Source organism: Chryseobacterium shigense, assembly GCF_900156575.1.
In the GTDB taxonomy this organism is placed as follows: domain Bacteria; phylum Bacteroidota; class Bacteroidia; order Flavobacteriales; family Weeksellaceae; genus Chryseobacterium; species Chryseobacterium shigense.
Genome location: NZ_FTNY01000004.1, coordinates 736798 through 756767 on the forward strand (window position 1 = coordinate 736798; position 19970 = coordinate 756767).

At 37.1% G+C, this 19970-nt stretch carries 13 protein-coding genes; 12 read left to right on the forward strand and 1 reads right to left on the reverse strand.

What is annotated here, in order from left to right; translation table 11 throughout:
- Positions 1-58: 58 nt before the first annotated feature.
- From BW964_RS16905 to BW964_RS16945, 9 genes are all read left to right on the forward strand, one after another.
- Positions 59-1036: a WaaS/CpsH family glycosyltransferase gene (locus BW964_RS16905; protein ID WP_076508886.1), complete on the forward strand. Its 978-nt coding sequence runs from the start codon at positions 59-61 to the stop codon at positions 1034-1036.
- Positions 1033-2220 (forward strand): glycosyltransferase family 4 protein, encoded by a 1188-nt coding sequence (locus BW964_RS16910; protein WP_076508888.1) that lies wholly within the window; start codon positions 1033-1035, stop codon positions 2218-2220. The genes BW964_RS16905 and BW964_RS16910 overlap by 4 nt, the downstream gene beginning before the upstream one ends.
- A gap of 65 nt (positions 2221-2285) precedes the next feature.
- Positions 2286-3521 (forward strand): glycosyltransferase family 61 protein, encoded by a 1236-nt coding sequence (locus tag BW964_RS16915; protein ID WP_076508889.1) that lies wholly within the window; start codon positions 2286-2288, stop codon positions 3519-3521.
- A 281-nt stretch (positions 3522-3802) separates the two neighbouring features.
- Positions 3803-4573 carry a T9SS-dependent choice-of-anchor J family protein gene (locus BW964_RS16920; protein ID WP_076508891.1) on the forward strand — a complete coding sequence of 257 codons (771 nt, stop codon included), beginning with the start codon at positions 3803-3805 and terminating at the stop codon, positions 4571-4573.
- A gap of 2 nt (positions 4574-4575) precedes the next feature.
- Positions 4576-6519 carry a hypothetical protein gene (locus BW964_RS16925; protein ID WP_076508892.1) on the forward strand — a complete coding sequence of 648 codons (1944 nt, stop codon included), beginning with the start codon at positions 4576-4578 and terminating at the stop codon, positions 6517-6519.
- Positions 6520-6673: 154 nt separating this feature from the next.
- Positions 6674-8101: a hypothetical protein gene (locus BW964_RS16930; RefSeq protein WP_076508894.1), complete on the forward strand. Its 1428-nt coding sequence runs from the start codon at positions 6674-6676 to the stop codon at positions 8099-8101.
- A 56-nt stretch (positions 8102-8157) separates the two neighbouring features.
- Positions 8158-9066, forward strand: a complete 909-nt coding sequence (locus BW964_RS16935) for a glycosyltransferase family 2 protein (RefSeq protein ID WP_076508895.1) — start codon at positions 8158-8160, stop codon at positions 9064-9066.
- 132 nt (positions 9067-9198) lie between these two features.
- Positions 9199-10707, forward strand: coding sequence for a glutamate--tRNA ligase (gltX, locus tag BW964_RS16940; protein ID WP_076508896.1), 1509 nt, complete (start codon positions 9199-9201; stop codon positions 10705-10707).
- Positions 10708-10755: 48 nt separating this feature from the next.
- Complete coding sequence (locus tag BW964_RS16945; protein WP_076508898.1) at positions 10756-11712, forward strand: acetyl-CoA carboxylase carboxyltransferase subunit alpha; 957 nt, start codon at positions 10756-10758, stop codon at positions 11710-11712.
- A gap of 65 nt (positions 11713-11777) precedes the next feature.
- Here BW964_RS16945 and BW964_RS16950 read toward each other — a convergent pair whose 3' ends face one another.
- Positions 11778-12506, reverse strand: coding sequence for a DUF6759 domain-containing protein (locus tag BW964_RS16950; protein ID WP_076508900.1), 729 nt, complete (start codon positions 12504-12506; stop codon positions 11778-11780).
- 146 nt (positions 12507-12652) lie between these two features.
- On the opposite strand from BW964_RS16950, the gene tsf reads away from it, so the two are divergent.
- The 3 genes from tsf (at position 12653) to BW964_RS16965 (ending at position 19965) form a co-directional block, all read left to right on the forward strand.
- Positions 12653-13480, forward strand: a complete 828-nt coding sequence (gene tsf / locus BW964_RS16955) for a translation elongation factor Ts (RefSeq protein WP_076508901.1) — start codon at positions 12653-12655, stop codon at positions 13478-13480.
- A 194-nt stretch (positions 13481-13674) separates the two neighbouring features.
- Complete coding sequence (locus BW964_RS16960) at positions 13675-17025, forward strand: T9SS type B sorting domain-containing protein (protein ID WP_076508903.1); 3351 nt, start codon at positions 13675-13677, stop codon at positions 17023-17025.
- A 78-nt stretch (positions 17026-17103) separates the two neighbouring features.
- A complete protein-coding gene (locus tag BW964_RS16965) occupies positions 17104-19965 on the forward strand; it encodes a T9SS type B sorting domain-containing protein (RefSeq protein ID WP_076508905.1) in 2862 nt (953 codons plus the stop codon).
- The last annotated feature ends 5 nt before the right edge of the window (positions 19966-19970 follow it).

Consider the following 19970-nt stretch of genomic DNA (forward strand, 5'->3'; position numbering starts at 1 on the left):
ATGGTCAGGCTTTTCATCAAAAATATAAATTTAAATATGAAATTTTTATTTTTGCAGTATGAAAATTTGTTTAATCAGCTTCGATTTCTGGCATTATGATGAGCACATAGTGGAAAAACTGAGTGATAGAGGCATTCAGGCATGCCACATCAACATCGGAGCCTTTACCCATAAAAATACCGGAGAGCGTATAAAAAACACGTTCAGCAAAATTTTTCTGGGAAAAAACCCGAAATATTACAAAAGACAAAGTTTCATATTGGAATCTCTGGAAAAAATTGGCAAACAGGATCAGATCTTGGTTATCAATCCTGAAGCTATTGACGAAAGCATTCACCAAAAGATCCGTGAATACGCAGATAGGAATATTGCTTACCTCTATGACAGCATGGCCAGAAACCCGGCAACCCATCTTTTACATTATTTTGATACTATATTTTCTTTCGATGATCAGGATGTGAAAAACTTCGGATTCGAAAAGATTACCAATTACAATTATCTTGACCATCTTCCGGCATCCCAACAACGTCCTAAACTAGACCTGTTTTATATTACATCTTATGACCAAAAAAGACTTTCTGCTTTGAATCTCCTGATTAACAGATTGTCTCCGATGAAAATAAAATTCGAAGTTTATATAGCGGGAAAAAAAGGCTGGAAAAACAAACTGAATCAGATCATTGATCAAAAGAACATTGACATTTTAAAGTTCGGAAGAAAAAAAATACCTCATCACGCTCTGCCGACTTATTATAAAAACACTAAAGTCATTCTTGATCTGATGCGGGCTGACCAAACCGGCCTCAGCTTCAGAATATTTGAAGCAATGGCTCTGGAAAAGAAGATCATAACGGATAATCCGACCATCAAAACTTATGATTTCTATAATCCAAACAACATCTTGGTACTGGATAAGAATTTCCGTAATGTGAAAAAAGATTTTTTTAGTACGCCATACGAAAAACTGCCTGAGGAAGTTTATTATAAGTATACTCTTGATCATTGGGTAAATACTGTCTTTAAACTGAATCCATGAAAGAAATAAAAAATGTACTTATTGTAACCCGGGAATACCAATCTTCCCATACTCCCAAAGTAGGAGGCACAGGCGTTTTTTATAAAAATTTATGTACAGAACTTGTAAAAAGAGGAATCTCAGTACATGTTTTTCTGATCTCAAAATATACTTTTGACAGTAACGAGGATGGAGTGAATATCCATTCTATCAAAGATATTTTCAAAGCCAATCCTTTTCTGGAGCTGGTAAGATCTTTTACCGGAAAAGTAAAAGCATTTGAAAAAATTTATTTTAAAACTTATCTATCTGAGAAAAAAATAATTTCGGATAAAATAAATGCCTGGATCAAAAAAAGCAACCTTCATTTTGATGTTGCAGAAACCCATGACTTTGATGGTCTGGCGCTTTCCATACCGAAAGAAATTCCTTATGTAATCAGATGCCACGGTTCATGGTCTGTACTTGAAAAATATTTTGGATATAAAAAAGTCCATCAAGGAAGAGTTTTCTGTGAAAAGGAAGCCTTTAAAACTTCAAAAAACATCATTACGATCTCCAGATATAATGAGGCCATCAATAAAAACCTGTTTGGCATCAAAGATTCAAAGCTCATTTACAATGGCATTGATGAAAAATTCTACAAGCCTGAAGAAAACGCGGAGATCATTCCCCAATCGGTTTTCTATTTAGGCAATGTCTCTTTTGAAAAGGGAGCAGAAACCCTCATCCGTTCTTTTATTCAACTTAAGATAGATTATCCTGAAGCATCACTTCACTTTATAGGAAATCCCAATCATTACCCTACTTATATTACTGAACATATTCAAGATACAGAAACCCGGAATTCCATTCATTTCTACGGTAATAGACCGGCCACAGAAATCGTACAGCTCATCAGCAAAGCTGAGGTGGTATGCTTCCCCTCCAAAGGTGAAAATTTTAGCTTATCTTTGCTTGAGGTAATGGCCATGCAGAAACCTGTTGTATGTTCTTCAATCGACTCCTTTAAAGAAATCATTGAAGAACCGGTCAATGGTCTGATTGCTAACGAGGAAGAATTTCATGAAAAGATCAGCCTTATTTTTAAAGACAAAAACCTGAGAAGCAGTCTATCAATCAATGCCCGGGCTTTAATAGAATTGAAATTCGGCATCGATAAAATGGTGGATGAAACCATAAGCTACTACCACGAGATTATATAGAAATACAATTGACAGATCAAAGTCCATAATGACCGATCTTCTTAGGTCGTCCTAAGTTTTAGAATATGAATGCAAAGGAACAAATTGAAAATTTAGAAGAACAGCTTAAAGCACTTAGAAAAAAATATTACATCAAGTCTTTTTTCAGAAAAGCAAAAAGGCTCGTTACCGATTTTTTACCGCTGGATTCTATATCATCCGAATATTGCACAGAAAAAATTACAGTTAGTGAACAGCAGGAGGCAGAGCTTTTTTTACCTAAAACTTTTCACGCGCCTCAGCGATCTGTAAAAACACCTAAAAATGCAGTTGAAATTTTTGCCCTTCAAAATATACTCTGCCTGCCGAATTCTACCTATTTTTTAAATCTGAAGAAAGACAAGATCTTTTATGAAAAGTGGCATGACGATGACAGGATTATCTATGTCTACAATACCAATAATTTGATGCAGCATTCCATAACTCTTGCCAAGGTAAAGAATTATAAGAATGTATATTATGATGAGGAAGCTATTTTTCTGGGCGGAACTTTTACGTTTAATTATTATCATTTTCTGGTAGACATCCTTTCTAAGATTGAGTTTTTCCAATATATTCCTGATGCTAAGAATAAACTGATCATTATAGACGAAGAAATACAAAAGGTGGAAAACCTGAAGGATCTTTTGTCTTTTTTTCTGAAGGATTATAAGATATTGTTTCTCAGCCATGACCAAAGCTATTTTCATTTCAAAAAACTGTGGCACATCACCAGTACGAACTATGCTATTCCGAATATTATGCCTGGAGAGGTGTATGAGCCCGGGTTTGCCAAATTGTCAAAATCTTCTCTTCAGTACCTCAGAAAAACGGCTTTTGATCATTTGAATCTGAGTAAAGTTCACCTAGAACCTGTTAAAAAAATATTCATTTCAAGAAGATCACAGTACCGAAAATACAATGACGAAGAAATCTTTGAAGTGGCAAAAAAATATGGGTTTGAAGAAGTGTTCTTTGAAGATCTGAACATTCACGAACAAATCTACCTGGTCAATAATGCTGACTATATCATCGGACCAAGCGGGGCCGCATGGACTAATGTATTATTTGCCCGATCAGGGGCTAAAGGGCTCAGCTGGTACAGTTCTGTATGGGGGGATTTTGCTATTTTCTCTACTTTAGCCAAGGAAGTCAATTTTGATCTTTATTTTTATATTTATCCTCAGGATGAGGAAGGCTTTCATGAAGACTATAGGCTGGATCCTGAAATTTTCAACCAACAGCTTCAGCAATTATTTGACGTAAATTCTTTAGTCTGTTAACAAGTCTTTTTTTATTAAAAAGCCTATTCTCATCAGCCTTATGGTCATCTATAAAAAAATCACAAAACACTATCTATTCTTATAAAACCTTAATTATTACAGAGAATACACTATTATATTTTCATTAAATTCTAATATATCGTTTTATTGTATCTAAAAATAATGTAAATTTCCTGCACCAAATTGCGATCATAATTGAATGAAAAATTTTGAAGTTATACATCACTTTTTATGTATAATTTCACCATAAATCATACTATTATCTGTAAAAAACATATCGCATGAAATTGATATTTATAGGTCTTCTGTTATTCAGTGTCTTCTCGTTTGGACAGTTTTCTGATAATTTTGACACGTATCATCTTTCAAAAGTCCCTGAAGACTGGGCTATTTTTAAAGGGAATAATGAAGCGGGAAATGACTCTAATAATTGGCAATTAGAAACGGTGAATAAAAACGGGTCTGATCAATGTTTTTTTGTAAGATATGAGAATTCAGGTGAATTAAATGAAGACTGGCTTGTTACTCCCAAAATAGACCTGAATGATTATCAAAATAATTATTTAATCTTCTCACAACGGAATTCTTTTCCCGGTAACAGTACTAGATATGAAATCAAGATATCTACAGATTCTCAATCGGATCGTGACCAATTTGAGACTGTTGCCTCTTATACTGATGCTACATTTGGTAAGAATTTCAGCTTAAAAAAAATCAACATTTCAAAATACGACAAAAAGCAAATCTATATTGCTTTTGTAAAAAAAGATGATGATGGAAATAACTGGTTCATCGATAATGTAAAGGTTGAAGGAATACCTGCCTCAGGAAAAAATAAATCCTTGTTTTTTCCTAACCCTACATCCGGAAAACTTTATGCGGAACAAAACATTAAGAGCATTCAGGTGATCGGTATGGACAACAGACTACTAAAAACCTATTCAAATACAAGTTCTATTGATATTTCTGATTTACCGGCAGGAATATATCTTATTAAGGGTACTTACGAAAATGAAGAAATTTTTGAACAAAAAATTGTAAAAAAGAATTAACCATGTCTAAAACTAAAGTACTGCTTTTTAAGAGTTTTATATTAGTATTTTTGCTTCAGAATTTCATCTTTGGACAAAACTATTTTGTAGGATTTTCAAAAGAAACCATTAACCCCAATTCTACGATCCTATCTTCTCCCCTCGCGGGATTCGGCGATCCTAAACAGGGAAGGTTCAGCATCAACTTCATTGAAACGGGTACTGCGAAAAATGTGGTGGCCATGTGCTCCTCCGATACAAAATTGTATATTGCTACAGGTGATAATAAACTTTGGCAGGCTGACATCAGCTCCGGTGATCCCAACTGGATTTTGATTGGACCCGCTTTTTATGTAACAGCGCTGACTTATGGAAACGGCAAGCTCTACGGTGCAGACAAAAACAATAAGTTGTGGATGAGAGATGCAGTAGAAAATGACAATCCATGGGTCAATATTGGATCTGCCTATAACACTACCGGACTCACATTTTTAAATAATAAATTATACGGTACCACGAAAAATAATAATCTGTGGGTAAGAGAGGCCACTCCGGTCAGTTCACCCTGGACCAATCTGGGAAAAGCCAATTCAGTAAGATCATTAACCACTGATGGAACCAATTTAATTGCCTTATCTAAATATGATAATGAATTATGGACAAGAAGTACCTCATCATCTCCTAATGAAAAATGGTTAAAGATCGGACCTCCCAATCGTACGACTTACGGCACTTATTTATCAAACATTACGTATACCAAAGATAAACTGTACGCAAGTTCCAATAACAATAAATTATATTACTCTCAGCATAACCAGACGCCCATCTATGCCTATGCTTCTTATTTTGAAAAAAATTCAAAAAAAGCGCTCATTATTACATTAGATTTATGTGGGATCAATTATTCTTTTTCGCATGCAATAAAAGCCGAAATAAAAAATTTGTTTAATATTGATGAAAATGCAATCTTAATCAATTGTTCGCATACCCATTACGCACCGGTATCTCAAAATTATTCTTGCCTTCAGGAATTCTACCAAAAACCCAATCCTAAATACCTTGATCTTGTAAAAAACTCCGTTTTAACAGCTACACAAAATGCCATTAACAATAAAACAAACAACAGTTTAAGTTTTGCAAAAGGTAAAACGAATATAGGATACAACAGAGCGGATATTACGAAGGACTTAGATAATAACATCACCATGGTCATTGCAAAACAAAGCAGCACGAATATTGCAAATGGTGCAATTCTGAGCGCAAGTACGCATCCTGTATCATATAATCAGGCAAGGGACTTTATTAAGATTTCATCAAACTATGTCGGAGCTACGAGAGATAAACTAGGGGCGTTGAAAAACATTAATAACGTGCAATTGATGCAGGGATGTGCAGGCGATATCAATCCTTATAATTCAGACACTCCGGATCAGACCGCCAATAAGTTGACACAAGATTTTAGTAATTTATTTTCTTTATCATCATCCAATATCAGCGGAGAAATTACGGTTAAATTTGATTCTATTGCAGTACCTCTTAACAATTTCACTTTTAACAGGGCTGTAAGTATTAAAAAGGCTAATACCGGAAAATATGACCAGGCCTCTGAAAGGAATGTAAGATGGGCCAATAAAATTATTAATCAATATACTTCCGGTACCCTTTCCCAATCGGCAACTGTTTATATCCAGATTTTAAAAATAGGAGACTGGAACATTATAGCCCTGAGCCGGGAAGCCGTCTCTCAATATGCCATCGATTTATACAACCATTTTCCTGCACTGAAATTAACCGTATTAGGTTATTCCAATGATGTATCGAGCTATCTTCCTGTACAGTGGCATATTAAAAAACCTATTCCGAACTACGAAGGATACGAAAGCTTTTTTATTTACGGGGAAAGCGGGATTCCTGTGAATAATGTGGAAGACCTTATATTGACAAAAATTTATAGCATGATGCAATAAACTCCACAACAAATATCCATCTAAATACGTTAAACACTATAAAGATCATAAAGCTCAACTGATATATATTCCATGCTTTTTACTCTTTTTTAAGAATACAGTAGAAGAAAAGTTATCGAAAGCAGACGATAACTTAGAAGATTAAACCACCATTATGATAAAAAGCATACAGAACAACATTTTCTTAACATCAATATTTTTAGTTCTGATTTCTCTCCCATTAGTTTATTTCACTTACACCCTAAGAGATACTTTTCTGGATGATTCCTATATTACCCTCACCTATTCCAAACATTTTTTCTATGAGGGAAAGCCATGGTATAATCTTGCAGACACTGTTCATGGAAATGGTCAGACAAGTGTATTATGGATGATGATCCAAAGCCTCTCCTTTGCTGTTGAAGACATCATTAATCCCATTTATATCAACAAGGGAATAAGTCTGCTATTAATTACTATAGTGCTGGCGTCATTATTTCAAAGTTTAAAAAAACAAGAATCCCTTACGATAAAAATTTTCATATTTTTTTTCTCTGTTTTTTACAGTATATGGGCTGCTTTTAATATATCCCACGGATTAGAAACCATCCTTTTCAGTACAACCTTATTTCTTTTTTTTAAGTACAGGAATCATAAGAGTGGTTATTTCTTGGCATTCCTTCTCCCGTTTATCAGACCTGAGGCCATTATATTTATTCTGTTTTTCATAGCGGACACCAAAATATTCACTCCGGTATTTTATAAAAGAGCCTTATGTGTATTGGCTTCAGTATCTATTTATTTTTTATATACTGCTTACTATTACGATGTACTAATACCACTTCCCTTCCTACTGAAAAGCATAAAAGAATTTTCATATGTAAAAGTTTTGAATTTTATAACTATTGTGATCATCTTTTCTCCGATCATTATTTTTGCCATAAAAAACTATAAAACAAAATTCATTTTTTATGGTCCTCTGTTTTTCTTCATTATTTATTATTCCTTCTTTATCGATGAGATTATGAATTTTTTCGATCGGTACAGATTCCCCTTATTTGTATATTATGTTTACTTTTTTCAATTTGAAAACGTGGAAGTAATCAGCCATAAAAAACTAAATGTTTCTTTATGGTTATTGAGTACAGCAGGAATTCTACATTATTGCACCTACTTAAAGGATCATGTCAATTTTTACGTAGGCCCTTATGAAAAGGCAATGAATGAAGGCCCGATATATCTGGGAAAGTATCTGAAAAAAATATCTGTGAATGAAAATAAAAAATTCAAAATCATTAATTCTGATGCAGGCGCCATAGCTTATTTTTCGGACTGTTACTTATATGATACCTGGGGTTTAAATAATGCTACTTTACTCCTGACTAAAATAAACAAAAACTGGAATGCCTATCTGTCTTATCTTAAAAAAACAGATCCCGATTATATTATTCTTATTTCAAAAGATTATCATACTTTTATTCCCAGGCTCGACTTTGAAGAAAGGATCTATAAGGCCTTTTATCTTGAGACAAAGCATCCTGTCCTAGTAAGAAAATCCACTGATCATTACTACTTTCTATATAAGATAAAGCATCAGCCCTGATATCAGCGGATATCAATGCTTCACTTTAATCAAAAAAATATCAATAGCTTTAAACAATGAACAATCCGCCGCTTGTAAGCCTCATCATCATCACCATGAACCATGAAAAGTTCATTGAACAGGCCTGCATGTCCGCCATTTCGCAGACCTACCCTAATTATGAAATCATTTTGCTGGATAATGCTTCAAAAGATAAAACCTTTGAAAATGCAGAGCGCGTGCTTTCCCAATTTGGTCAGCATTATAAAATGATCAGGAATACGGAAAGTTTCGGGGTGGCAAAAAATATTAACATAGCTGTTTCCGAGGCTTCTGGCCAATATGTTTCCCTGCTTTCCGGAGATGACTGGTATACGGAAGACAGCTTAGCCGAGAAAGTATCTTATATTCAGGAAAATCCGGTAGACTTTATCCTTTCGGACGGCTATAAATATTATCAGACTGAAGATAAAACGACTGACGCCTACACTCCAAAAGAAAAAAAACAGGTCATCGACCACCTCTCCAATTTCTTCCATGAAAATGTCTCTGAAAACAAAACGTCCAATGTAGGAACATTCGTAAAAAGAGAACTTCTTGTAAAGTATCCCTTTGATGAAAATATCAATACTGAAGACTGGGATATGAATCTCAGACTCACCTTCAAAGGCTATAAGATCGGATTTATAGACAAGAAATTGTTCTACTACAGAATTCTTTCCACCAGTCTTTCCAGAAACTGGAAACTGATGAAAGATTCTTATGAAAAAGTAACCCATAAATACATAGACTACATCAAGGCTGACCCGGAGCTTTATAAAAAATACAGGCTTAAGCTTATCCATTTCAACTACGAAATCCAGTTATCCGAAACCAACTCAGAATCGGAAAAAGAAAGACTGCAGATGGAATGGAAAAAAGAAAAATACAAAGTCAAGTATAAAAACCCAGTCTTGTTCTTTAAACTGCTGATGCTTAAAAAATAAATCAAAAGGATGGAGTAATTTTTAACTTCATCCTTTTTTAATCTCTGAAATCAAAAAAAGGCAATAACCAACCTGTAAATAATCCTAAAAACATATATTTTTAAGTAAATTTGCACCAAAATTTTAATTGAAATGGAGAAAGTAAGAGTTCGTTTTGCTCCAAGTCCTACCGGACCTTTGCATTTGGGAGGCGTAAGAACCGCATTATATGATTATCTTTTTGCCAAAAACCAGGGTGGTGAATTTGTCCTTCGGATTGAAGATACAGATACGGCGAGATACGTAGAAGGAGCTGAAGAATACATCGAGGAAGCTTTAGAATGGTGCGGAATCATTCCTGATGAAAGTCCGAAGAAAGGAGGGAAATTTGTACCTTACCGACAGTCTGAAAGAAGGGATATCTACGACAAATATACTGAGCAGATCCTGAAAACAGACTATGCCTACATCGCTTTTGATACGCCTGAAGAACTGGATGCTATCCGTGCCGAGTTTGAAGCAAAGGGAGATGTTTTCTCTTATGACAACAAAACAAGAAACAGACTGAGAAACAGTATTGCACTTACTGAAGAGGAAGTTCAGCAACTGCTTGATGAAAAAACACCTTACGTGGTAAGATTCAAGATGCCGGTTGACAGAATTCTGAACCTTGAAGATATCATCCGTGGAATATCTGCGGTCAATACCAATACATTAGACGATAAAGTCCTTGTCAAGAACGATGGAATGCCTACGTATCATTTCGCCAACATCATTGATGACCACGAAATGGAAATTTCCCACGTGATCCGCGGAGAAGAATGGCTGCCGTCTTTAGGACTTCACAAATTATTATATGAGGCAATGGGATGGGAAGCTCCCCAGTTTGCCCACCTTTCATTGATCTTAAAACCAGAAGGAAAAGGGAAATTAAGCAAAAGAGACGGTGATAAATTCGGATTCCCTGTATTTCCATTGGATTTCAAAGATCCTGCGACGGGAATTGTCTCTAAAGGATACAGAGAAAACGGATACCTTCCTGATGCCTTTATCAACATGGTTGCCCTTTTAGGATGGTCTCCTGCAGACGATAAAGAAATTTTGACCCTGGAAGATATGTGCAAAGAATTTGATCTTCACAAAGTACATAAAGCCGGCGCCAGATTCAGCAAAGAAAAATCAGAATGGTTCAACCACCAGTATATTCAGTTGAAATCTAATGAAGACCTTCTTGAGATCTTAAAAAATACAGATCTGGATTTGTCTTCTGTTTCTGATGAAAAACTGGTAAAGATCATCGGTTTGATGAAAGAAAGAGCTACCTTCCCGAAAGATATTTACGAAAACGGAAAATTTTTCTTCGAAGCTCCTGTTTCTTATGATGAGAAAGCATCGAAAAAAGCATGGAACGAGGAAACTTCTGTCATTTTAGGTGAATTAGCAGAAAATCTTACAACCACTGAATTTACGCCAGAAAATCTAAAGCAGGCTATCCATGATTTTGCGGAAAACAAAGGCCTGGGGATGGGAAAAGTGATGATGCCACTGCGTTTATCTTTAGTAGGAGAACTGAAAGGTCCTGACGTTCCGGATATCATGGAACTTATTGGAAAAGAGGAGACTATCTCCCGAATAAACAATGCGATCAATAATTTTAAATAGTTTTTCATAATTTTTCATAAATTTGAAAGATTTAATTTACTTCAAGAAATGGAATATTTAAGTTTCGAACTTCCTATAAAAGATCTAATGGATCAACTTCAGACTTGTTCTTTAGTAGGAGAAGAAAGTGGTGTTGATGTAAAATTAGCATGCAGCCAGATTGAGGATAAGATTTTAGAAAAGAAAAAAGAAATCTACGAAAATCTTAACCCTTGGCAGAGAGTACAACTATCCCGTCATCCGGATCGTCCCTATACAATTGACTATATCAACGGAATGGTAGATAAAGGAAGTTTTCTGGAACTTCACGGAGACAGAAATTTCGCAGACGACCCTGCAATGATCGGCGGTTTAGCTACATTGGACGGTCAGAAAGTAATGATCATCGGAACCCAGAAAGGGAGAACCACCAAAGAAAGACAGTACAGAAGATTCGGAATGCCGAATCCTGAAGGATACAGAAAAGCGTTACGACTGATGAAGCTTGCTGAAAAATTCAAAATCCCTGTAGTGACTTTAGTAGATACGCCGGGAGCTTATCCAGGATTAGAAGCTGAAGAAAGAGGACAGGGTGAAGCAATCGCCAGAAACATTTTTGAAATGGTTCAGCTTAAAACTCCTATTTTCACCTATATCATTGGTGAAGGAGCCAGTGGTGGTGCTTTAGGAATAGGCGTAGGAAACAAAGTGTACATGCTTGAAAACACCTGGTATACCGTAATTGCACCGGAAAGCTGTTCTTCCATTTTATGGAGAAACTGGGATCACAAAGAAGATGCAGCCAATGCACTGAACCTTACCCCAAAAGATGCTTTAAGAGAAAAATTCATTGATGGTATTGTGGAAGAACCTCTTGGAGGTGCCCAATATGATCCGGAAGTAGCTTATCTGAATCTGAAACAATCGATTTTACAGAATATCAAAGCTTTTTCAAAATTCTCAGGACAGGAACTTGAAACCCAAAGGCAGGAGAAATTCATTGCTATGGGACAGTTTAAAGGATAACAATAAAAAACGGTTAAGAAATATTTCTTAACCGTTTTTGTTTATCGTTTTCTTGTTGCATTTTCTTACTCAGATACATTGAGTGCGATCTCGATATCTTTATCGATCTTTTTCAATGATGAATACTTTGCATCACAAACTACCGTGGTCAGTACATACTCTCCCTTGTCTATGAGAATAAAATTTTGTCCTTTTGCCGGAACCGTCAGATTATAGTATTTTTTTCCGCTTATTTTTACAATCAGATTACAGCCTGATCTGTTTTTGATATTGATATAAGCTTCATTTTTATTGATATCGTTATTAAAAAGGTGTGTCAGCATGGCAGCTGTCCTTTTGGCATCTGCGCTGGGCTCTGCTTTACTGCCTGTTCCCGCACTTTTCGAAGATCCTGCGGATGCGTAGTTCACCGTTCTTTCTGGTTTTGAAGCAGTGGCTGCATTCTCTGCAGTATGGGAAGCAAGGACTTTTCCGCTGTTCAGTTCGTTGTTTTTAACTATTTTTTCAATTTTCTCTTTACTGATGGGTTTAATGCTAGGTTTGGCTTCAGGTGAGTTATCTGCCATAATCATATCGATCAACTTTCTTTTAAAATAGTCTGATTTGGCATGTCCGGGGTTTTGTTTCAGGAAACCGGCAATAACTCTGGCTTCTTTTGAAGCCTCTGCATCCTGCTCTGTATAGATGATTACGGTTTCTTTTTCTACAACAGCCTTAGATTTCGATTTCTTCTTTTTTTGGGAAAAACCTAATGTAAAAATGCATAGAAATATCAGTAGAAAGATTTTTTTCATTAATCAAGTCTTTAAAATAGTATTAAATATATCAATAACGTGAAAAGTCATTTTTTAGTTTATCATTAAAATCATTATCTTTGCCCTGCTCTAAAATTAGGCTAAAAATTAATACTAATCTTAAATAAAAATAAATAATAGATATTATGTCTTATACACCAGTTGCTGCAGACGTAGCGAAATTAAGAAACCAAACAGGTGCAGGTATGATGGACTGCAAGAAAGCTTTAGTTGAAGCAGAAGGAGACTTCGAAAAAGCAGTAGATATCCTTAGAAAAAAAGGACAAAAAGTAGCTGCTAACAGAGCTGACAGAGAATCTGCTGAAGGTGCGGTAATCGCTAGAGTAAACGAGGATAACACTTTAGGGGTTGTCATCTCTCTAAACTGCGAAACTGACTTCGTTGCAAAAAATGAAGCTTTCATTGAACTGGCTTACGAATTTGCTGAAATGGCAATCTTCGCGGCTACTAAAGAAGAGCTTTTAGCTACAGATTTCCACGGAATGACTGTTGCTGAAAAATTAATTGAGCAAACAGGAGTGATCGGTGAAAAAATCGAGATCGGAGCTTTCGAAAGAATCGAAGGACCATTCTTGGGAGCGTACATTCACGCTGGAAACAAAATTGCTGCTATCACTGCGCTTTCTGCGAAAGTAGACGGAGCTGACGAAGCTGCTAAGTCTGTTTCTATGCAGGTTGCTGCGATGAACCCAATCGCTTTAGATGAAACCAGAGTTTCTCAGGAAACAATCGATAAAGAATTAGAGATTGAAAGAGAACTTCTTATCAAAGAAGGGAAGCCTGAAAACATTATTGAAAACATCCTTAAAGGTAAAATGCAGAAATTCTACAAGGACAACACATTGGTACACCAGTCTTTCATTAAGGACGGAAGCCTTTCTGTTGCTGACTATGTGAAATCTGTCAACGCAGACCTTAAAGTAACAGGATTTGTAAGAATAAGCCTAGCTTAATTATCTTTCAAAAACGATACGGAATCCCGGTGAATATTTCACCGGGATTTTTTTGTGGGATCTGCCCTCCTGTTAACCCAATATGACGTGAATCTTAATTCTACAACAATATAATCATAAGCGCCTATTTGCGAAATATTTTAAGCCTAAAATAAATTATTAATGTTTAAATTTGCTGCCCCTTATAATAAAGCATGAAAAAATTTCTACTCGCTATTTGCACTTTTATTTGTTTATTCTTTAATGCACAATTAGATAATGAACACTGGTTTGCTCCAATGTCTGCAAGCTCTCTTCAAGGAAATCCACAATGTTATTTGTATCTGTCGACCAACGAGACTGTCCCCTTTTCCGTACAGATTTCCAATAACAATATTGTGTTTTCTACTGTACAGGTAAGTAAAGGAAATCCTGTGCAACTGACTGTTCCCAGCAACTATATGATTGCTTCCACAGCGGGCAATCTCTTTACCCAAAACACAATGGGACTTCATGCTAAAGGACCTAAAAAATTCTTTGCCAACTTTAGATTTTCGGTTCCCAACCAGGCAGAAATCATCACTTCAAAAGGATTGGCCGGAATCGGTAAGACGTTTTTTATAGGTACGGCTCCCACAACCTACCCAAAAGATTATGTCAACTCTACCATGGGAGTTACCGCTACGGAGGACAATACTACAGTTACTTTATCAGGATATAATCCTGATGTTGTTTTTTCTAACGGTAGTATAATGCCTACCAGAACATTTACCCTCAATAAAGGAAAATCTTATATCATTGATGTCATAAGTGATATGGGAGGAACGAGTAACAGAAAAGGCTTACTGGGCGCAAAACTTGTTGCAAACAAACCTATATCAGTAACAAACGGAAACTTCAACGGTCTTTATACCACCCAAAACAACAGCAATGTAGATATTCTGATGGATCAGGCTGTTCCGGTAGACAGACTGGGAAAAGATTTCGTTATGGTAAAAGGAAATGGACCGGCCACCATAGGGATGGAAAAAGCCTTGATCATTGCTACAGAAAACAATACCACTCTTACCGTCAACGGAAATCCTTTACCTGGCGTTAACCTTAATGCCGGAGGATATTATATGATCGAAGGAAACAGCTATATCCATCAGGGGAATGGAAATTATAATATGAGTATATCTTCCAGCAAAAATGTTTATGTATACCAGCTTCTTGCCGGAACTTCCGGAAGTACGGTTTATCAGACCGGAGGAATGAATTTCATCCCGCCGCTGAGCTGCTTCTTACCTAAAGAAATCAATGAAATAGGCTTCATTAACAGAATTGGAACGACCTATTACGACACCAAACTTAACATTATCACGCAGGCAGGTGCTGCGGTAACACTTAACGGAAACCCTGTCGCTGCAGCTACCGGACCATATCCGGTAACCGGAAACCCAGGCTGGGTCACCTATTCTGTCATGAATGTTTCCGGAAATATTACCGTTAATTCTACAAAACCTGTGACAGCAGGAATTGCAGCAGGAAATGGTGCTGTAGGTTACGGAGGATATTTTGCCGGATTCTCATCAGTACCTGCCATCACAAAAACAGGGGACTGCTATGCAGGCATCCGTCTTGAAGTAGACAATAGCTATGATGCATACCAGTGGTACTTCAATGGTGTTTTAATTCCCGGAGCTACGTCATATTTTATCAATCCTGAACTATATGGCGCAGGAACCTACACGTGCTATATCACTAAAAATAACTGTGAATCAAGATTAACCTCTGAATATGAGTATACATTATGCCCTCCGATATCTACCACAACATACAACATCGGATCATGTAATACTAAAGTGATCACTCCCGTTTTCACCAGCTCTACACAGGCAATCGTTCCTTCACATACAAGTATTATTGCTCAGCCTACAAACGGCACAGCCACTGTGAATTCTGCAACCGGACAGATCACCTACACCCCCAATGCAGGGCTTACGACGGACACTACAGATTCTTTCATCTATTATATTGATGGAAACGGAAATCCTGCTGATTTTGAGTATTTCAAAATAGTAATGAATATTGATGTCCTACAAACTCAGAATGCGGCTCTGTCTTCATGTGCAAATGCCGGAGGAAATGGAACGTTCAATCTTACCACTGCTATTTTAAGTCCTGACTCCGGTACCACAGCAACGTATTATACCAATGCTAATCTAACGGGACAGATTACAAGTCCTGCGACCTATTCAGGCCCGGCCGGAACTATCTATGCTAATGTAACATCAGCATTTGGATGTACTAAAACAGCACAGATTATCTTAACACTGAACCCTTCACCTAATGTGAACACGAGTAATTTTAATGCAAGCTTCTGTGATGATAATTTTGACGGAATCATCAGTGTAAATTTTGCCACCGTAACTCCTCAGATTGTCACTAATGCCGCTAATTTTACGGTTAGATATTATCTGGTACAGGCAGATGCTACTGCAGGAAATAACAATACTCTTCCTGTTAACTGGACTTATAATGCCAATACAACCGTTTATGTAAGAGTAACCCCAAACATTGGAGACTGTCCTGCAGCACTTGGACAGATCAATTTTACCATCGGAAATAGAATTCCATTAATCACAAATGCGGTGACAACAGATGTCTGTGACAATGACCTTAGCGGATCTGAATCTGCCAATCTTAATGATTATAAAAATTTATTTACTACAGATCCTTCGGTGATCTTATCATTCCATACGTCATTGGCTGATGCGCAGGCAGGGACAAACGCAATCTCCCCTACTCAGAATATTACGTCTGTACATACCTATTATGTAAGATTTCAAAGCAATACGGCATGTCCGGCTACCGGAACTTTGAAAATTAATTTAAAAACGCCTAAAAAATCTAGCAGACTCAACAACCAGGTGGTTTGCTCAGATGAAAAGGTAATACTGGATGCAGGACCAGGCTTCTCATCTTATGTCTGGAGTAATGGTGCAACCACACAGAGCATCACGGTAGGCGCAGGAAATTATTATGTAGATCTTGGATCAAACGGATGTGTATACCGCCAAACAGTAAGTGTAACCACGGCTCAGGCTCCTACCATTACAAGAGTTGATACATCAGGTACCACTGCTACAGTGTATGTTACCGGAGGAACGTCTCCTTATCAATATTCTCTGGATGGAATGAATTATCAGCCCTCTAATGTTTTCACAGGTCTTTCAAGAGGTATCCATAAGGCATATGTGCTGGGGTCAGACGGATGTCTGCCGGTGACCAAAGAGTTTTTAATACTGAATCTTGTTAATGCTATTACCCCTAATGGTGACGGGCTGAATGATGTTCTTAATTATTCTGATTTAAAGATCAAGCAAAATGTTAAAATCGAGGTTGCCGACCGGTATGGAGCTTCTGTTTACAAGTCATCAGACAAAAACTATATCTGGGATGGAAAAGCAAATGGAAGAAGTCTTCCTACAGGAACTTATTGGTATGTAATCACATGGACAGAGCCCGATACAAAATTACCAGTTTCGTATTCCGGATGGCTTTTAATTAAAAATCGTGATTAATTTTTCAACTTTTGTAATATTTATTTAATACTAATTCAAATATTATTTTAAATTTGTAAAAATCCTAATTCCATACACATGAAAAGATTTCTACTCAGCTTAGTATTACTTCTTTTATCAATTAATACCGTCTTTGCACAAAGGGATACGGAGCACTGGTTCGCCCCTATGGCAGCCAAACCTTCGGCATTGATAAGCCCCAAACAGGCTTTATATTTTTCTACAGATTCTGTAACTCCATTTCCTGTAGAAATATATAGTAACGGTGCATTGCTGGGGACGGTTACAATCATGAAAGGTGACCCTAAAGTATTTGACATATCAACAGCTACCATGATTACAATGGAACCTCTAGATATGTTTAAACCTATTGGTAAAGGAATTTACACTAAAGGTTTAAAACCGTATTACGTCAATTTCAGATTTAGTGTTACCAGCCACGGAGAAATATTAACCTCCAAAGGAAAAGCAGGAATTGGAAAGAAATTTTATGCTGCTTCGACTCCAATGACAGGCCAGTCTATTACTTATTTAAATTTCACAGCCGGAGTTTTAGCAACTGAAGATAATACGACAGTTACCGTTTCAGGATATAGTGCAGGATTACAGTTTACCAACGGAACGACAGGAACGACGACTCCAACGATGACATTTACCCTTAATAAGGGACAAGCTTATATCATTGAGGGCCGGGATAATACCGGAACCAATGCCACAGGTTTTATTGGCGCAAAAATAGAATCCAATAAACCGATATCAGTTACCAACGGAAACTTTAACGGGCAGTTTGCCCTCCCCGCCTCTGCTGGTTCTGCTGGTTCTGACATTGTGATGGACCAGTCTGTTCCTACAGACAGATTAGGAAATGAATTCGTTCTTGTCAAAGGAAACGGAGACGACAATGACGGCGACGAAGATGCATTAATCATTGCGACCGAAGATAATACGCAAGTTTATCTTAACGGATCCACTAATCCTGTTCAAACCCTGAATGAAGGGCAATGGTATAGAGTAGGCCAGGGAGCAGGTGGCACCTATGTATTTCCCTATATCGACCAGGGGAGTTCGCACTTTAACATGCATATCAAAACTTCTAAAAATGCTTATGTGTATCAGCTTTTGGCTGGTCTTCCCAACAGTACAGCAACAGAAGGATTCAATTATATACCTCCTTTGAACTGTTTCTTACCAAGAAAAATTGACGAAATAGGATTGATCAATCAACTTCCTGAAAGCAGCTCAAGTGGTACAAAAAATGTTAAATTAAATGTACTTACTGAAGCCGGAGCAATTGTTAATGTTATTGTAAACGGAGCGCCTGCACCAACCGTTCAGGGACCTTTCCTTGTAACAGGGACTACCGCATGGGTGTCTTACTCTGTTCCCAATGTGACAGGAAACGTTACCGTAACCTCTACTAAAGCCGTTACTGCCGGTATTTCTGCAGGAAGTGGTGCTGTGGGATACGGAGGCTACTTTGCAGGATTCTCATCCATCCCGGTCATTGCTAAACGTTCCGGAGAATGTGCACCAGGCATTATTCTTGAGGTAGACGATAGCTACGAAGGCTACCAGTGGTTCCTAAACGGAACCGCTATCACAGGAGCTACGGCCAATACATTCTCACCTGCAACTTCAGGAAACTATACGGTAAAAGTAACTATGGGGACATGTCCACCTGTTACGACCCCAATTTATAAGGTATTTAGCTGTTTAAAACTGACAACACAAACATTGAATGCCTGTGCAACTAAGGTGATCACGGCTGCATTTACTTCTTCAACACAGACTGTGGTACCAGGAACATTGGTTATTATTACCCCTCCGGCACACGGTACGGCTGTTGTGAATGCAAACGGAACGATTACCTATACACCTACTGCCAACTACTACGGCGCGGACCAGATTGTTTATAAATTCTGTGGAAATGGTGTTGAATTTATAGACTGTGAACAAATTACCTTAAACCTAACGGTAGTTCCTTTTGTGGTAAGAGATGCTGTTATCAAAGCATGTCAGTATGATGTAGATCCGTATGCTTATTTTGATCTTACCAAAGCGAGCGTTACAGATTATAATCCGGTAGTAAAAAAATACTATCCGTCAATGGCTGATCTTAATGCAGGAACTAATGAAATCACCACTCCAGCTAATTATCCATCTGCCGGAGGATTCGTTTATGTAAAAGTAACGACCAACGAAGGATGTACCGCCAACGCAAAAATTGAATTGATCCCTCTTCCAATCAAAAAATCACCAATCCTTGTGGATCAGTTTATCTGCGCAGACAGCAAAACAAATCTGGATGCAGGTCCGGGATACGATTCTTACCTATGGAATACGGGTGCTACAACACCGGCTATTCAGAATGTAGGAATTGGGGAATACACTGTGATTTTAGGCAAAAACGGATGTTTTCTGACGCAGATCGTAAGAGTAAGAAAAGTGGAAGATCCTGTAATTACCAAGATTGAAATTTCAAATACGACAGCAACAGTTGTTGTCAACGGTGGAAAAGCCCCTTACAAATATGCGGTAGATACACCGGTCAACTGGCAGGACTCTAATGTATTTACAGGTCTTACAAGAGGGCAACATACATTCTATGTAAAAGATGTCTACAATTGTGATCCTACAGCTGTAGAAGTAACAATTCCGAATTTGATCAATGCCATTACCCCTAACGGTGATAATAAAAATGACTTTATAGACTATAGTGAATTAGCCTACAAAGAAAATCTTACTTTTGTCATCTATGACAGATATGGAAACATGATCTTCACCGGAAATAAATTCAATAATTACAAATGGGACGGAAGACATTATGACAAAAAACTGGTTACCGGAACCTATTGGTATCATATCAACTGGAATGAATCTAATAAAGAAAAAACTCCAATTAAGTACACCGGATGGATTTTAGTTAAAAACATTGAATAAACCAT